This is a genomic window from Pseudomonas sp. P65(2024) (genome assembly GCF_057480955.1).
The window spans coordinates 1-14,119 of sequence record NZ_JBLIYX010000016.1 but is presented as its reverse complement, the minus strand read 5'-3'; the positions used below and the strand labels follow the sequence as shown (position 1 = coordinate 14,119).

General features: G+C 63.0%; 15 protein-coding genes. 11 read left to right on the top strand and 4 right to left on the bottom strand.

The window, feature by feature from the left end:
- Positions 1–63: 63 nt before the first annotated feature.
- The gene (locus AC25MA_RS19740; protein WP_028689685.1) at positions 64–660 is read right to left on the bottom strand and encodes a superoxide dismutase; all 597 of its coding nucleotides are present in this window, start codon (positions 658–660) and stop codon (positions 64–66) included.
- Between the two features lie 332 nt (positions 661–992).
- On the opposite strand from AC25MA_RS19740, the gene AC25MA_RS19735 reads away from it, so the two are divergent.
- Positions 993–2,237 carry an MFS transporter gene (locus AC25MA_RS19735; protein ID WP_186597324.1) on the top strand — a complete coding sequence of 415 codons (1,245 nt, stop codon included), beginning with the start codon at positions 993–995 and terminating at the stop codon, positions 2,235–2,237.
- A gap of 92 nt (positions 2,238–2,329) precedes the next feature.
- On the opposite strand, the gene AC25MA_RS19730 is transcribed toward AC25MA_RS19735, so the two are convergent.
- Both AC25MA_RS19730 and AC25MA_RS19725 read right to left on the bottom strand, forming a co-directional pair.
- Positions 2,330–3,877 carry an AmpG family muropeptide MFS transporter gene (locus AC25MA_RS19730; RefSeq protein ID WP_028689687.1) on the bottom strand — a complete coding sequence of 516 codons (1,548 nt, stop codon included), beginning with the start codon at positions 3,875–3,877 and terminating at the stop codon, positions 2,330–2,332.
- A 44-nt stretch (positions 3,878–3,921) separates the two neighbouring features.
- On the bottom strand, positions 3,922–4,227 hold the full coding sequence (locus AC25MA_RS19725) for an MGMT family protein (protein ID WP_050703864.1): 306 nt from the start codon (positions 4,225–4,227) through the stop codon (positions 3,922–3,924).
- A 200-nt stretch (positions 4,228–4,427) separates the two neighbouring features.
- Here AC25MA_RS19725 and AC25MA_RS19720 point away from each other — a divergent pair, with 200 nt between their 5' ends.
- The 5 genes from AC25MA_RS19720 to groL all read left to right on the top strand — a co-directional run bounded on the left by AC25MA_RS19720 (position 4,428) and on the right by groL (position 9,193).
- Positions 4,428–5,435, top strand: coding sequence for a DUF481 domain-containing protein (locus AC25MA_RS19720; protein ID WP_062364493.1), 1,008 nt, complete (start codon positions 4,428–4,430; stop codon positions 5,433–5,435).
- A 231-nt stretch (positions 5,436–5,666) separates the two neighbouring features.
- Positions 5,667–6,398 (top strand): HugZ family pyridoxamine 5'-phosphate oxidase, encoded by a 732-nt coding sequence (locus AC25MA_RS19715; protein ID WP_062364491.1) that lies wholly within the window; start codon positions 5,667–5,669, stop codon positions 6,396–6,398.
- A 66-nt stretch (positions 6,399–6,464) separates the two neighbouring features.
- Complete coding sequence (locus AC25MA_RS19710) at positions 6,465–6,926, top strand: FxsA family protein (protein ID WP_028689691.1); 462 nt, start codon at positions 6,465–6,467, stop codon at positions 6,924–6,926.
- Between the two features lie 284 nt (positions 6,927–7,210).
- Positions 7,211–7,504: a co-chaperone GroES gene (locus tag AC25MA_RS19705; RefSeq protein WP_028689692.1), complete on the top strand. Its 294-nt coding sequence runs from the start codon at positions 7,211–7,213 to the stop codon at positions 7,502–7,504.
- 48 nt (positions 7,505–7,552) lie between these two features.
- Entirely contained in the window at positions 7,553–9,193 is a 1,641-nt protein-coding gene (groL, locus tag AC25MA_RS19700; protein WP_028689693.1) for a chaperonin GroEL, read from the top strand.
- A gap of 99 nt (positions 9,194–9,292) precedes the next feature.
- Here groL and AC25MA_RS19695 read toward each other — a convergent pair whose 3' ends face one another.
- Entirely contained in the window at positions 9,293–10,024 is a 732-nt protein-coding gene (locus AC25MA_RS19695; protein WP_028689694.1) for a phosphatase PAP2 family protein, read from the bottom strand.
- 179 nt (positions 10,025–10,203) lie between these two features.
- Between AC25MA_RS19695 and colR the strand changes: the two genes are divergently transcribed.
- From colR to AC25MA_RS19670, 5 genes are all read left to right on the top strand, one after another.
- Positions 10,204–10,887, top strand: coding sequence for a two-component system response regulator ColR (gene colR, locus AC25MA_RS19690; protein ID WP_028689695.1), 684 nt, complete (start codon positions 10,204–10,206; stop codon positions 10,885–10,887).
- The gene (locus AC25MA_RS19685; RefSeq protein ID WP_028689696.1) at positions 10,877–12,205 is read left to right on the top strand and encodes a sensor histidine kinase; all 1,329 of its coding nucleotides are present in this window, start codon (positions 10,877–10,879) and stop codon (positions 12,203–12,205) included. The genes colR and AC25MA_RS19685 overlap by 11 nt, the downstream gene beginning before the upstream one ends.
- A gap of 107 nt (positions 12,206–12,312) precedes the next feature.
- Positions 12,313–12,993: a class I SAM-dependent methyltransferase gene (locus tag AC25MA_RS19680; RefSeq protein WP_028689697.1), complete on the top strand. Its 681-nt coding sequence runs from the start codon at positions 12,313–12,315 to the stop codon at positions 12,991–12,993.
- Positions 12,994–12,999: 6 nt separating this feature from the next.
- On the top strand, positions 13,000–13,701 hold the full coding sequence (locus AC25MA_RS19675) for a lipopolysaccharide kinase InaA family protein (RefSeq protein ID WP_028689698.1): 702 nt from the start codon (positions 13,000–13,002) through the stop codon (positions 13,699–13,701).
- A complete protein-coding gene (locus AC25MA_RS19670; RefSeq protein ID WP_028689699.1) occupies positions 13,698–13,928 on the top strand; it encodes a hypothetical protein in 231 nt (76 codons plus the stop codon). Before AC25MA_RS19675 ends, AC25MA_RS19670 begins: the two co-directional genes overlap by 4 nt.
- Positions 13,929–14,119 lie beyond the last annotated feature (191 nt).

The window sequence follows — 14,119 nt, the reverse complement described above, 5'->3', positions numbered from 1 at the left end:
CATCCTGCCGGGCAACAAAAAACCCGGCACTCAGGCCGGGTCTTTTGCATTCAAGGCGAACAATCAGGCCTTGAAGGTCTTGCCTTCGAACTGCTCGGCAACGAAGGCCCAGTTGACCAGATTCCAGAAGGCCTCGACGTACTTCGGACGCAGGTTGCGGTAGTCGATGTAGTAGGCGTGTTCCCAGACGTCGCAGGTCAGCAGCGGGGTGTCGCCGCTGGTCAGCGGGCAGCCGGCGCCGATGGTGCTGGCCAGGGCCAGGGAACCGTCGGCCTTCTTCACCAGCCAGCCCCAGCCGGAGCCGAAGGTGCCGACCGAAGTCTTGGTGAACTCTTCCTTGAACTTGTCGAACGAACCGAACGCGGCGGTGATGGCGTCAGCCAGGGCGCCGGTTGGCTGGCCGCCGCCGTTTGGCGACAGGCAGTTCCAGTAGAAGGTGTGGTTCCAGACCTGGGCTGCGTTGTTGAAGATGCCGCCCGAAGAGCTCTTGACGATCTCTTCCAGGGTCTTGCCTTCGAATTCGGTGCCTGGGACCAGGTTGTTCAGGTTCACGACATAGGTGTTGTGGTGCTTGTCGTGGTGAAACTCCAGGGTTTCCTTGGAGATGTGCGGCTGCAGGGCATCGTGGGCGTACGGCAGCGGCGGCAATTCAAAAGCCATGGTGGATCTCCTGATTCAGGTCTGTTTGCGGTTTGCGCCAGGCCTCACGGGTGGCCTGATGAGCGTCGGCGAGTTTGTACTCTTTGCGACGCGAGGGCAGGATCATAGCACCGGCCCGGGCGCTTAACCACGCAACATCTGTGGGGAATAGAGGTTCCAGAGCGGTTGGCGGGGGCCGACAGGCGGACCCTTTCAGGTGATGTGCAATCCCTGTGGGAGCCGGCTTGCCGGCGATGGGCGCGAAGCGGCCCCGTTCTTTTACACTTGTTCACAGCCAGGCGCTGCCATATCTGGCATATACCCTGATCCTGCCTTAAACCCCGATGTCCGCCATGAAACCTTTGCTGTATATCACCCCCTTGCGCGCCTTGCTGTTCGGTCTGACCCTGGCACTGTTCGAATTGCTGACCTACCTCGCCAGCGACGCGGTCATGCCCGCCATGCCGGTGGTGGTCGGCGACCTTCAGGCCAGCACCGAGTACATTCCCCACGCCCTTAACCTCTATCTGCTGGGCGGAGTGCTGCTGCAATGGCTGATCGGCCCGCTGGCGGATCGCTACGGCCGGCGCCCGTTGCTGCTGGGCGGCTGCATCTTCTTCGGCCTGGCGTGCCTGGCGACCTTCTGGGTGCAGGACATCGGCTTGTTCAACCTGTTGCGCCTGTTGCAGGGCATCGGCCTGGGTTTTGTGGTCACAGTCAGTTACCCGGCGCTCAACGAGGCTTTCAGCGAGGCCGACGCGGTGCGCATGATGGCCCTGCTGGCCAATATCGCCCTGTTGTCGCCACTGCTCGGCCCGCTGGTGGGCACCCTGATGCTGCAGTGGCTGGACTGGCGCTGGCTGTTCGTGGCGTTTGCCGCGGGCGCGGTGCTGTGCTGGCTGCTGCTCTACCGGCTGATGCCCGAAACCCTGGGGGTGGAGCGTCGCGACGGTTCGCGCCTGCCGTTCACGCCCATCCACCTGCTGCCATTGCTGGCAGGCTACGGTCAGTTGCTGGGCAATCGGCGCTTTGTGGCCGGCAGTGCGGCGCTGGGGTTGGTGGGGCTGCCGCTGATCGGCTGGATCGGCCTGTCTCCGGTGCTGCTGATCCATGACGAGGGCCTGAGCACCCTGGAATACTCGCTATGGCAGCTGCCGGTGTTCGGCGGGCTGATCCTGGGCAACCTGATCATCAATCGAATCGCTGATCGCTATCCGCTGCCGTCACTGGTGCGCGGGGCCCTGTGGCCATACCTGGCAGGGCTGTCGCTGATGGTTGCGGCGACCTGGTATCGGCCGACGGTGCCCAGCGTGGTGGCCGGCATGTCGCTGTATGCGCTGGGATTGGGCGTGGCCAACGCCGTGCTGTACCGCATGACGCTGTTCTCCAGCGAACAGAGCAAGGGGCTGGTATCGGCGATGCTGGGGATGATCACCATCGCCTTGCTGGGGCTGGGCGGCGCGGTGTTGGCGATGCTCGGCGCGGGTGCGAGCCTGATGCACTTCGCCCTGGCCGCAGGCGTGGCGGGCGCGCTGGCGCTGTGGCCGCTGTGGTTCGTGGTAGGCGGACGTTCGGGGAAAGGGGCTGTGACCCAGTAGAAACATCTCGGGGCAAGTCCGCTCCCACGCAGTCAGTCATTCAGGCTGAATATGTGGGAGCGGGTTTGCCCCGCGATCAGGCCGGAGAAGGCCTAGTTTTGTTCAGCCGCCGGACTCTCCACCGGCACCGGCTTTCCCCGACCCACCTCCTGCCGCCAGTGCAGGGCGATCAGCACAAGCGTCGGCACGCCAAGCAGCGCGGTGATCAGGAAGAAGTCGTGGTAGCCGAACTTCTCCACCATCACCCCGGAATAGCCACCGATCAAACGCGGCAGCAACAGCATGATCGAGCTCAGCAGCGCGTACTGGGTGGCCGAGAACTTCAGGTTGGTCAGGCTCGACAGGTAGGCGACGAAGGCCGATGTGGCCAGCCCCGAACTGAAGTTGTCCAGCGAGATGGTCACCACCAGCATTTCCAGGTTCGGGCCCATGTCGGCCAGCATCAGGAACAGGATGTTGGTCGCCGCCGAGGCCGCGCCGCCGATGAACAGGATCGGCAGGATGCCGAAGCGCACGATCAGCAGGCCACCGGCACCGGCGCCCACCAGGGTCATGATCAGGCCGAAGATTTTGCTGACGCTGGCGATCTGGTCCTTGGTGAAACCCATGTCGATGTAGAACACGTTGGCCATCACGCCCATCACCGTGTCGGACATGCGGTAGGTGGCGATCAGCCCGAGCAGCAGCAGGGCCTGCCAGCGGTAGCGCGTGATGAAGTCGTTGACCGGCGTGAGCACCGGCGCCAGGCCGCGGCGGCCCAGGGACGACAGGCATGCCCAGGTCAGCAGCACATAGAGGATCAGGCGCAGGAAAGCACGGTCTTCGAGCAACAGGTCGAGCATGGACGAGTCGCCGAACACCACGCTGGCCCAGTCGGTGTTGAACAGCTGGGTGAAGCTGGCCGGCACCGAGACCAGCAGGATGATCAGCACGAACACCGAGGCCAGTTGGTGCATCAACCCGTAGCGGGCCGCCGACAGCTGGGTGCGCAGGGGCACCGGCGGTTCGCGCATCACCAAGGTGGTGAACAGCGCGGGCAGCATCAGCACGCCGAACAGCACGTAAGTACCGGTCCAGGCCTCGTGCAGGTAGCTGAACCCGGTGGAACCGAACCACTCGGCGAAGAACAGCGCACCGGCGGTGGCGAGCAGGGCGGCGACCCGGTAGCCGGCCATGTAGCTGGCGGCCAGGGCGGCCTGGCGCTGGTCGTCGGCGATCTCCAGGCGGTAGGCGTCGACGGCGATGTCCTGGGTGGCCGAGGCGAAGGCCACCAGCACCGCCAGGGCGATCAGCCACGACAGGTGTTTCTGCGGGTCGCAGAAGCCCATGCCGACCAGCCCGAGCACCACCAGCACCTGGGACAGCAGCAGCCACGAACGACGACGGCCCATGCCACCGAGCAGCGGCAGGCGCCATTGGTCGAGCAGCGGCGACCAGACCCACTTGAAGGCGTAGGCCAGGCCGATCAGGCTGGCATAGCCGATGGTCTCACGCGCCACACCCGCCTCGCGCAGCCAGACCGAAAGCGTCGAGAACACCAGCATATACGGCAGGCCGGCGGCGAATCCGAGCAGCAAAAGCACCAAAGTTGACGGGCTGGCATAGGCAGCGAGCGCAGCGCGCCAGGTTTTACGGGGCATGGGCCAACATCTGCCTCAAGGTTTGCGAAAACAAAGCGCGCACTCTAACCGCTGTGCTCCATTGGACGCCAGCCATGGCGTGCCATATCCACACGATTATTGGCCACATTCACGCCTTCTGCGCGCAAGCGGGCGCGTTGTTCGTCGCCCGATGGCGTGCCCAGGGCAAGGCTCAGTCGGCCACCGGCACCCAGCACCCGGTGCCAGGGCAGGCGGGTGTCCGCCGGCAGCTGCCCTAGGGTGCGTCCGACCCAGCGCGCCGCGCGGCCGAGGCCGGCCAGTTCGGCCAATTGCCCATAGCTGACCACCTTGCCGGCGGGGACTTGGCCCAGCACCGAGTACAGTGCCATTCGTCGGGCCTCGGCATCCTCCGGCACAGCGGGCGGTGGCGTCGAGGTCAAGGGGTATTTGGCCTGTGAATGAAACCGGGCAGGCGGTCCGGGCAAATGCGAGCGGAACTCATCGGCATGGTCTGGGTCTGTCCTTGCTCAGGTTGTCGGTATCTGGATAATGCCCGGCTTTTTCGTCGAATCGAACCCAAATTGCGCTTATGTCTTCTAGAACCCTGCTTTGCCTCATCGCCGCGTCGCTCTGTACCCCTGTGCTCGCCGACACCGTGTGGATGAAGAACGGTGACCGCCTGAGCGGCAAGATCAAGGTCTTCGACGGCGGCAAGCTGTTGCTGGAGACGCCCTATGGCGGCTCGATCGCTCTGGACTGGAAACAGGTGCAGACACTGGAGAGCGATCGGGAACTGCTGGTCAAGCAGGACGCCTACTCCGGCGAGAAGGCCAAGTCGCTCAAGGCCGCCGAGCCGGGCAAGGTGACTCTGGCCAACGGCGATGCGCCGAAGACCGTCGAGCTGGCCAGCATCGAGCAGATCATGAAGCCGCGACCGCTGGTCGAGGACTTCCTGTGGAAGGGTAATGTCGATGTGGCGATGGACTACAAGCGTGCCGAGACCGACAGCGACGACTACGACGTCAGCTTCAAGACCACCGCCCGCCATGGCCGTTGGCGGCACAACGCCGAGGGCGAGTACAACCGCGAGACCAAGGACGACGTCACCACCACCAACAACTGGAGCGCCGAGTACGCCCTGGACCGCTTCATTACCGAGAAGTGGTTCTGGCAGGGGCGCTTGGAGTACAAGCGCGATCATATCGAGGACCTGGCGCGCCAGCGCACCATCGGTACCGGCCCGGGCTATCAGTTCTGGGATGACGAACTGGGTGCGTTCTCGCTGGGTTCGCTGATCAACCGCACCGATTTCGAGTACCGCGACGGTGGCAAGGACAACTTCTATTCCGCCGCCGTGAAGTGGGACTACAACCGCTACCTGATCGGCAAGAAAGTGGAGTTCTTCACCAATGGCGAATTCGGCAAGCCGCTGGGCGGCGTGGCCGACTACTCGCTGGATGCCGAGATGGGGCTGCGCTACAAGGTGACCGAGTGGGCTTCGCTCAACCTCAAGGCGGAGAAGGACCTGATCAAGGGCACGAGCGACAGCGACCTGGACAAGACTCGCTATACCGCAGGGTTCGGCGTTACCTGGTAAGTCGGCAGCGTGCTTTTGGTGTAGGAGCGGCCTTGTGTCGCGATAGGGCTGCGCAGCGGCCCCAGGATCTCAGCGACTAGGCAGACATTGCCGGGGCCGCGTTGCGGCCCTATCGCGACACAAGGCCGCTCAGGGATATGCGTAGATCTACACGGCAGCAGGCCCAGTGGCAGCGGCGGGTGATAATGCTTATCTTGTCACCCATCCAGTCCGTCGTCAGGAGCCTTTCCAGTGAGTACCAACGCCCTTCGCCCCGCCCGGGAACTGCTGCTCAAGGAGTACCGCGGCGTCCTCTCGACTCACTCCAAGTCCATGCCCGGCTATCCCTTCGGTTCGGTGGTGCCTTACTGCCTGGACGCCGAGGGCCATCCGCTGATCCTCATAAGCCGTATCGCCCAGCACACCCACAACCTGCAGAAAGATCCGAAGTGTTCACTGCTGGTGGGCGAGCGCGACGCCGAGGACGTGCAGGCGGTCGGGCGCCTGACGGTGATGGCCGAGGCGCGCAAGCTGACCGACGAAGCGGCCATCGAGGCTGCCGCGGCCCGCTACTACCGGTACTTCCCTGAATCGGCCAACTACCACAAGGCCCACGACTTCGATTTCTGGGTGCTCGAGCCGGTACGCCACCGCTACATCGGTGGCTTCGGCGCGATCCACTGGCTCGACCAGGTGACCCTGAGCAATCCCTTTGCGGGCAAGGCCGAGGCCAGCATGATCGAGCACATGAATAGCGACCACGCCAATGCCATCGCCCATTACGTCGAACTGACCGACCTGCCGCGCACGGCGCCGGCCGAAATGGTTGGTATCGACAGCGAAGGCATGCATCTGCGTATCGGCCAGGCGGTATACTGGCTGGCGTTCCCGAGCACCTGCAACACGCCGACACATGTCCGTGAAGCCTTGGTTTTTCTGGCCCGCGCTGACCAGTGGCCGGTTGCGGAAAGCGTCGAGGGTTGAAAACAGGCGTCGAGGCATCCATTTGATGGTCTTACAGGAAGATTCTCTTCCGTCGAGGAACCCTTGATGCGTGCTTTTCTACTGCTGTTACTGCTTTTCCCCGTGCTGGAGCTGTTCGTCTTCGTCAAGGTCAGCGCGGCCATCGGTTTCTTCCCGGCGCTGCTGCTGATCATCGCCGGTTCCGCCCTGGGTGTGTTGGTGATGCGCGTTGCCGGCCTGGCCACTGCCCTGCGTGCCCGGGAAAGCCTGCAGCGCGGCGAGTTGCCGGCTGAGGACATGTTCCAGGGCCTGATGCTCACCGTCGGTGGCGGCCTGTTGCTGCTGCCGGGCTTCATCAGCGATGTGCTGGGCCTGCTCTGCCTGCTGCCGTTCACCCGTCGCCTGGTGGCCGGTCGGCTGCGTCGCCGCGCCGAGGAACAGGCTCTGCGCCAGCGCGCGTTCCAGGATGATCCGTTCCAGGCGCAGCCCCGCGATGGCGGCCATCGTCCGAACGTGATCGAGGGCGAGTACGAGCGTCGCGACAAATAACACCGATTTTTCGTGGGCGCGGGCTTGTCCCGCGATGGCCTCTGGGTTGGGCTCATCGCGGGACAGGCCCGCTTCCACGATGACGTTTTGAAAAATTTTCCGCGCAAGCCTTGTAATTGTTTTTAGCGGCCTCATGTATGTGTCACCGCAAGGTTTCTGGTGGCGACACCAGACATGACATAGGTGGTTCGCCCTGTGCGGACCACCCCCGGCAACGCCGGATCGAATCAACCCGCCGGTGTCGACACCGGCCGATGAAAACCACAATTTGGGAGAGATCGACAATGAAGCTTCGTCCTCTGCATGACCGCGTCGTCATCCGTCGCAGCGAAGAAGAATCGAAAACCGCTGGCGGTATCGTCCTGCCGGGTTCGGCCGCTGAAAAACCAAACCGCGGCGAAGTCGTTGCCGTCGGCACCGGTCGTATCCTGGACAACGGCGAAGTACGCGCGCTGGCCGTGAAAGTGGGTGACAAAGTGGTTTTCGGCCCTTACTCGGGCAGCAACACCGTGAAAGTCGACGGCGAAGACCTGCTGGTCATGGCCGAGAACGAAATCCTGGCCGTTATCGAAGCCTGATTTCCCCGACTTCCCGTTACTCCAAAGAATTTCAAGGATTAAACGATCATGGCTGCTAAAGACGTAAAATTCGGCGATTCCGCCCGTAAGAAAATGCTGGTTGGTGTCAACGTTCTGGCTGACGCGGTAAAAGCGACCCTGGGCCCGAAAGGCCGCAACGTGGTCCTGGCCAAGAGCTTCGGCGCGCCGACCATCACCAAGGACGGCGTTTCCGTCGCCAAAGAGATCGAGCTCAAGGACGCCTTCGAGAACATGGGCGCCCAGCTGGTCAAGGAAGTCGCTTCCAAGGCCAACGACGCCGCCGGTGACGGCACCACCACCGCCACCGTCCTGGCCCAGGCCATCGTCAACGAAGGCCTGAAGGCCGTTGCCGCCGGCATGAACCCGATGGACCTCAAGCGCGGTATCGACAAGGCCACCGCCGCCGTCGTCGCCGAGCTGAAGAACCTGTCCAAGCCATGCGCCGATTCCAAGGCCATCGCCCAGGTCGGCACCATCTCCGCCAACTCCGACAACTCCATCGGTGAAATCATCGCCGAAGCCATGGAAAAAGTCGGTAAAGAAGGCGTGATCACCGTCGAAGAAGGTTCGGGCCTGGAAAACGAACTGTCTGTCGTAGAAGGCATGCAGTTCGACCGTGGCTACCTGTCGCCGTACTTCGTCAACAAGCCGGACACCATGGTTGCCGAGCTGGAAGGCGCGCTGCTGCTGCTGGTCGACAAGAAGATCTCCAACATCCGTGAGCTGCTGCCAGTACTGGAAGCCGTTGCCAAGGCCGGTCGTCCGCTGCTGATCGTTGCCGAGGACGTCGAGGGCGAGGCCCTGGCCACCCTGGTGGTCAACAACATGCGTGGCATCGTCAAGGTTGCCGCGGTCAAGGCCCCGGGCTTCGGCGACCGCCGCAAGGCCATGCTGCAGGACATCGCCGTCCTGACCGGCGGTACCGTGATCTCCGAAGAGATTGGTCTGTCCCTGGAAACCGCCACCCTGGAGCACCTGGGTAACGCCAAGCGCGTGATCCTGTCCAAGGAAAACACCACCATCATCGACGGTGCTGGCGAAGAAGCCGACATCCAGGCCCGCGTCACCCAGATCCGTGCCCAGGTTGCCGACACCACTTCGGACTACGACCGTGAGAAGCTGCAAGAGCGTCTGGCCAAGCTGGCTGGCGGTGTTGCCGTGATCAAGGTCGGTGCCGGCACCGAAGTCGAAATGAAAGAGAAGAAAGCCCGCGTCGAAGACGCCCTGCACGCTACCCGTGCAGCCGTCGAAGAAGGCGTGGTGCCTGGCGGTGGTGTTGCCCTGGTTCGCGCCCTGGCTGCCATTGCCAACCTCAAAGGCGACAACGAAGACCAGAACGTCGGTATCGCCCTGCTGCGTCGCGCCGTCGAAGCCCCGCTGCGCCAGATCACTGCCAACGCCGGCGACGAGCCAAGCGTTGTCGCTGACAAGGTCAAGCAAGGTTCGGGCAACTTCGGCTACAACGCCGCTACCGGTGAATACGGCGACATGATCGAGATGGGCATCCTGGACCCAGCCAAGGTCACCCGTTCGGCCCTGCAAGCCGCAGCTTCCATCGGCGGTCTGATGATCACCACCGAAGCCATGGTTGCCGACCTGCCGGAAGACAAGCCAGCTGCTGGCATGCCTGACATGGGCGGCATGGGTGGCATGGGCGGCATGATGTAAGCCAGCCTTACCCCCTGTACCCAGAAAAAGCCCCGCCTAGTGCGGGGCTTTTTCGTTTGTTCTGGCGTCATCGCAAGGATGGGTTTGCCCCGCGATTGTTCATCGAACGGCGCTGTGTTCTGCCACGGGGGCCCTGGCGGCCCCGCTGCGATACAGCACCAGGTAATACGACCCCAGCCCGATCAACCAGCAGAACACCGCCGTCCATACGTTGTGTGACAGGAAGTGCGCGCCCTGCATCATCCGTCCGACCGACAGTCCCGCGCCAGCCACGAGGGCTACCGCGAGCGCCACCCGTGCCAGGCGCGGACGGCGATCGCGCAGCATGAAGAACAGGCCGAACAGGCAGAACCCGGTCGCGGCATGCCCGCCTGGCCAGCACAGTCCGGGCTTGTCGGTCGCAGGGCGTGGCTCCAGCAGCTTGCTGTAGGTCTCCTTGCCGCCGAATTGGGTCAGGCTCCACGGGCATTGCACTTGGGTAACTTTCTTCAGCGGCGTGACGAAGGCCGTCGACAGCCCCAACGCCAGTACCAGGCAGCCGAGTTCACGGCGCCAGCCCGCCAGCCGTTGCCAGACGAAGCTCAGGGCGAAACCGACCACGGCCAGCAGTCCGAAGACGATTACGCCCTGCTTGACCCGGTCATGCAGGATGTTTTCCAGCAGGTAGCTGTGGCGACCGATGAACTGGCCGGCAGCCGGGTCGTAGAACAGGTTGGCCACATCCATGTCCAGCGGCGTCCATTCGAGCAGGATCAAGGCCATGGCGGTAACGAAAGGGATGCCCAGGTACAGCCACGGGTTGATCGGGCGAGGGCGCACGGATGACTGCATGATGACTCCAGAGGGTGGAAAAGACCGTGCATTGTCGGCTGCCCGCTATCCTGTGTGCGTGAATGATCGGTGAAAAAACTGTCAAGTTCGGTGATTTCGAGCCAGGGCATGGCACCATGCGGGCATTGGACGTAAGCTGCGCCTGCCGCGCCCGGCGAAGCGCCGCACAGGAGACCTCGATGCGCATTCTTTTGGTTGAAGACAACCGCGATATTCTGGCCAACCTGGCCGACTACCTTGGCATGAAGGGCTACACCGTCGACTGTGCCCAGGATGGCCTGTCCGGGTTGCACCTGGCCGCGACCGAACACTACGACCTGATCGTGCTCGACATCATGTTGCCGGGCATCGATGGCTATACGCTGTGCAAGCGCCTGCGCGAGGATGCCCGGCGCGACACGCCGGTGATCATGCTCACCGCCCGCGACCAGCTGGACGACCGCCTGCAAGGCTTCCGCTCGGGCGCGGACGACTACCTGCTCAAGCCGTTCGCGCTGTCCGAGCTGGCGGCGCGCATCGAGGCGGTGCTGCGTCGCGCCCAGGGTGGTGGTCGGCGTACCCTGCAGGTCGCCGACCTGAGCTACGACCTCGATACCCTGGAGGTGACTCGTCAGGGGCGCCTGCTCAAGCTCAACCCGGTCGGCCTGAAACTGCTGGCCGTGTTGATGCAGAAGAGCCCCCATGTATTGCGCCGCGAGGTGCTGGAGGAAGCCTTGTGGGGCGACGACTGTCCGGACAGCGACAGCCTGCGCAGTCACGTCCACCAGTTGCGCCAGGTGATCGACAAACCGTTCGACAAACCCCTGCTGCATACCGTCCATGGCGTCGGCTATCGCCTCGCCGAGGGCCGCGATGGAGTTTAAACAGAGCCTTGCCCAGCGCATCATCATCGCTTTCGCGCTGATGAGCGCGCTGGTGGCCGGGGCCTTCGCCTTCGGCATCGTCGCCACGGTGCACCTGGTCGAGGAACGCCTGATCTCGTCGGTGCTTGGCGGTGATCTGCAACGCCTGCTGCGCATGGACAGCGTCAGCGACTGGAGCCATCGGCCACGCCCCGACCAGTTGTTCTATTTCAGCGGCGGGCGCGATGACTTCGAGTTGCCCAAGGACCTGCGCCACCTGGATGCCGGCTTCCACGAGGTGTTTCGCGACCAGCTCTCGTATCATGCCATGGTCGAGATTGTCGACGGTCGGCGTTATGTGCTGCTGCAGGACCAGAGCGATTTCGAGGAGCGCGAGCGGGTGTTGTTCGCCGTGGTCGTGGTCGGCTTCGTGCTCAGCCTGGCCCTTGCGGTGATCCTTGGTTGGTTGCTGGCGCGGCGCGTGATGGCGCCGGTGATCCGCTTGGCGCGCCAGGTCCGCCACCGTGACCAGTTGCTGGGCCTTGCGCCGCCGTTGGCGCCGGACTACGCGGCGGACGAGGTCGGCCAGCTGGCAGTCGCCTTCGACGATACCCTGGGGCGCCTGCGCGATGCCTTGACCCGTGAGCGGCTGTTCACCAGCGACGTCAGCCATGAGCTGCGCACGCCGCTGATGGTCCTGGCGACCTCGTGCGAGTTGCTGATGGAGAACCCCGGCCTTGATGGGCGCGCGCGCAGCCAGGTTGAACGCATCGCCCGGGCGACCGAGGAAATGCGCGAACTGGTGAAGACGTTCCTGATGTTGGCCCGTGCACAGCGCGATGAAGGCGCCATCGCATCGCGGGCAACCTTGCGTGAGGTGGGCGACGACCTGATCGGTGTATGGCGCGACACCATCGAACAGAAGGGCTTGGCGCTTTACTACGAGGGGCGGGTCAGTGCCAGCCCGGTGCTGTACAACGCCACCTTCCTGCAATCGGTGATGGGTAACTTGCTGCGCAACGCGGCGCACTACACTGACAGTGGCTACATTCGCCTGAGTCTCGAGGCCAATGGCTTCTGTGTCGAGGACAGTGGCGTGGGGATTCCGGAGGAGCAGCGCGAGGCGATGTTCCGGCCGTTCGTGCGTGGCGACGAGCGCCGCGGCGAGGGCCTGGGCCTGGGCCTGTCGCTGGTGCAGCGCATCTGTGACGATCAGGGTTGGCGCGTCACCTTGACCGCGACCTTGCCCCATGGTTGCCGCTTCCAGGTCGACCTGAGCCAGGGCACGAAAGTGGTGCAGGACGGTGAAAGCCAGGATGGGCTATTGGATCCCGATTAACCTCCTGTAACACCTGCATTTGGTGCTGACAGATTTTTCACATCGACATGACCTGATTCCAACGCTTGCGTACCTATGGTGAGCGCACTGGAGTCAGGAGATGTCCAATGCGTAGCCCCATCAAACTCGAATTCTCGGACAAGTACGACCGCAATCACGCCCGGGAGTACTTCCTCAAGCACCAGGATGGCCTGGCTCGGCGCTTGTCCCACCAGCGTGACGAGCAGTTGGCCCGCCGTGCCCTGGCGCTGGCCGGTGAGCCTGGCCTGGTGCTCGACCTGCCCTGCGGCGCCGGAAGGTTCTGGCCGCTGCTGGCGGAAAAGGCCAACCGCGTGATCATCGGCGCGGACAATTCAGCGGCGATGATCGAGACAGCCTGCGCGTCACAACCGCCAGAGGTGGTTGCGCGGGTACGGCCCTTGCAGACTTCCGCGTTCGCCATCGACCTTCCGGATAACGCGGTCGACAGCATTTTTTGCATGCGCTTGTTCCACCATATTGGCGATCCGCTCCATCGGAAGAAAATTCTTTCGGAATTTCAAAGGGTTAGCCGAGACAGCGTGATCCTTTCGCTGTGGGTGGATGGCAATTTCAAGGCCTGGCGCCGCCGCAAGCTCGAAGCCAGGCGCAGTGCGCGGACGACGCAGGACGGCTATCAGAACCGCTTCGTGTTACCCGCGGCTACAGTTGAAGAAGAATTTGTGTCAGCAGGATTCAGAATTCAGGAACGACTCGACTTTCTGCCGTTCTATGCCATGTGGCGAGTTTACGTATTGCGCAAGGGGTAACGAGTGATGGCGGTAGCGCAGAATCAGTCCAGGCAGTTTGATTTTTACTGGCAGCAGCAGGGAGAGTGGGTCGAGGAACCCAACCAGCGGCGTGGCGGCGAGAGTGGCGTGCAGCGCCTGAGCGACGGCGAGGGGCATCTGCTGTATGCCAAACGCCAGGTCGGGCACATCTACCGCAGCCTGCTGCATCCGTTCGGGCGCCCCACGGTGTTGCGCGAACTCGATGCACTGAACAGTTTCGAGCAACTGGGCGTCAGGGTACCGCGGATCGTCTATGCCGGGGCCGAGCGGGACGCTGATCATCAGTGGCGGGCCTTGCTGGTCAGCGAGGCGCTCGAGGGTTTCGTCGACCTCGATGCCTGGCATGCCTCCGGGGCCCGTGAGCATTACCCGCAGGCCGTGCATGAGCGCATGCTCAAGGACCTCGCGGACAACCTGGCGCGCATGCACCTGGGGCATTGGCAGCATGGCTGCCTGTACGGCAAGCACGTGTTCGTCAAGGTGGTGGGCGAGGGCGAGTTGGCGCGGGTGGAAGTGGCGTTGCTGGACCTGGAGAAGTGTCGGCGGCGGATCAGTTGCCAGCGTGCGGCCTATAACGACCTGCGGCAGTTGCGACGCCACTCGTCGTTCAACGAGGCGGAATGGCAGACCTTGCTCTACTTTTACCAAATGGCGTTTGGCAGCGCGGTCAAAGGTTTAGAGCAATGAAACTAGAAATCGCTCGAGCTTTATTCCTGGTCGCGGCGTTGGCAGTGACCACGGCGGCGGCGGCGGCCTGGGAGCAGCCGCGGCCCACGGTCTTCAGCAAGGCTGAGGTCGGTGGGGTGTGTCCGTTGCCACGGGTGGCCAAGGTAGAGCAGGGGCGGGCTGAGCCGGATCATGATCTGCTGTTGTTCCTGTTTGGGATGAGGCAGGGGTTGCGGCCGTTTGGTTGACGTGGGTTATGTGGTGAGCGCCGGGGGTTTCTTTATGAATTTCTGGCGTTTGTTTATTTGGGGTTTATGGTTGGTTGATGTTTGTTTTTGAAGAGGGTGTCAGAAATTTTGTGTTCGGGCATAACATGAGTAAGAGGTGCATGTATGCCAACCAAAAAGAAACCCTTGCGTGACCTGCCCAAAATCCCCAA

Excerpts from the sequence above, each read along its gene's own strand:
- AC25MA_RS19740 (WP_028689685.1), bottom strand. The coding sequence starts at position 660 with ATGGCTTTTGAATTGCCGCCGCTGCCGTACGCCCACGATGCCCTGCAG.
- AC25MA_RS19735 (WP_186597324.1), top strand. The coding sequence starts at position 993 with ATGAAACCTTTGCTGTATATCACCCCCTTGCGCGCCTTGCTGTTCGGT.
- AC25MA_RS19730 (WP_028689687.1), bottom strand. The coding sequence starts at position 3,877 with ATGCCCCGTAAAACCTGGCGCGCTGCGCTCGCTGCCTATGCCAGCCCG.
- AC25MA_RS19725 (WP_050703864.1), bottom strand. The coding sequence starts at position 4,227 with ATGGCACTGTACTCGGTGCTGGGCCAAGTCCCCGCCGGCAAGGTGGTC.
- AC25MA_RS19720 (WP_062364493.1), top strand. The coding sequence starts at position 4,428 with ATGTCTTCTAGAACCCTGCTTTGCCTCATCGCCGCGTCGCTCTGTACC.
- AC25MA_RS19710 (WP_028689691.1), top strand. The coding sequence starts at position 6,465 with ATGCGTGCTTTTCTACTGCTGTTACTGCTTTTCCCCGTGCTGGAGCTG.
- AC25MA_RS19705 (WP_028689692.1), top strand. The coding sequence starts at position 7,211 with ATGAAGCTTCGTCCTCTGCATGACCGCGTCGTCATCCGTCGCAGCGAA.
- groL (WP_028689693.1), top strand. The coding sequence starts at position 7,553 with ATGGCTGCTAAAGACGTAAAATTCGGCGATTCCGCCCGTAAGAAAATG.
- AC25MA_RS19695 (WP_028689694.1), bottom strand. The coding sequence starts at position 10,024 with ATGCAGTCATCCGTGCGCCCTCGCCCGATCAACCCGTGGCTGTACCTG.
- colR (WP_028689695.1), top strand. The coding sequence starts at position 10,204 with ATGCGCATTCTTTTGGTTGAAGACAACCGCGATATTCTGGCCAACCTG.
- AC25MA_RS19685 (WP_028689696.1), top strand. The coding sequence starts at position 10,877 with ATGGAGTTTAAACAGAGCCTTGCCCAGCGCATCATCATCGCTTTCGCG.
- AC25MA_RS19680 (WP_028689697.1), top strand. The coding sequence starts at position 12,313 with ATGCGTAGCCCCATCAAACTCGAATTCTCGGACAAGTACGACCGCAAT.
- AC25MA_RS19675 (WP_028689698.1), top strand. The coding sequence starts at position 13,000 with ATGGCGGTAGCGCAGAATCAGTCCAGGCAGTTTGATTTTTACTGGCAG.
- AC25MA_RS19670 (WP_028689699.1), top strand. The coding sequence starts at position 13,698 with ATGAAACTAGAAATCGCTCGAGCTTTATTCCTGGTCGCGGCGTTGGCA.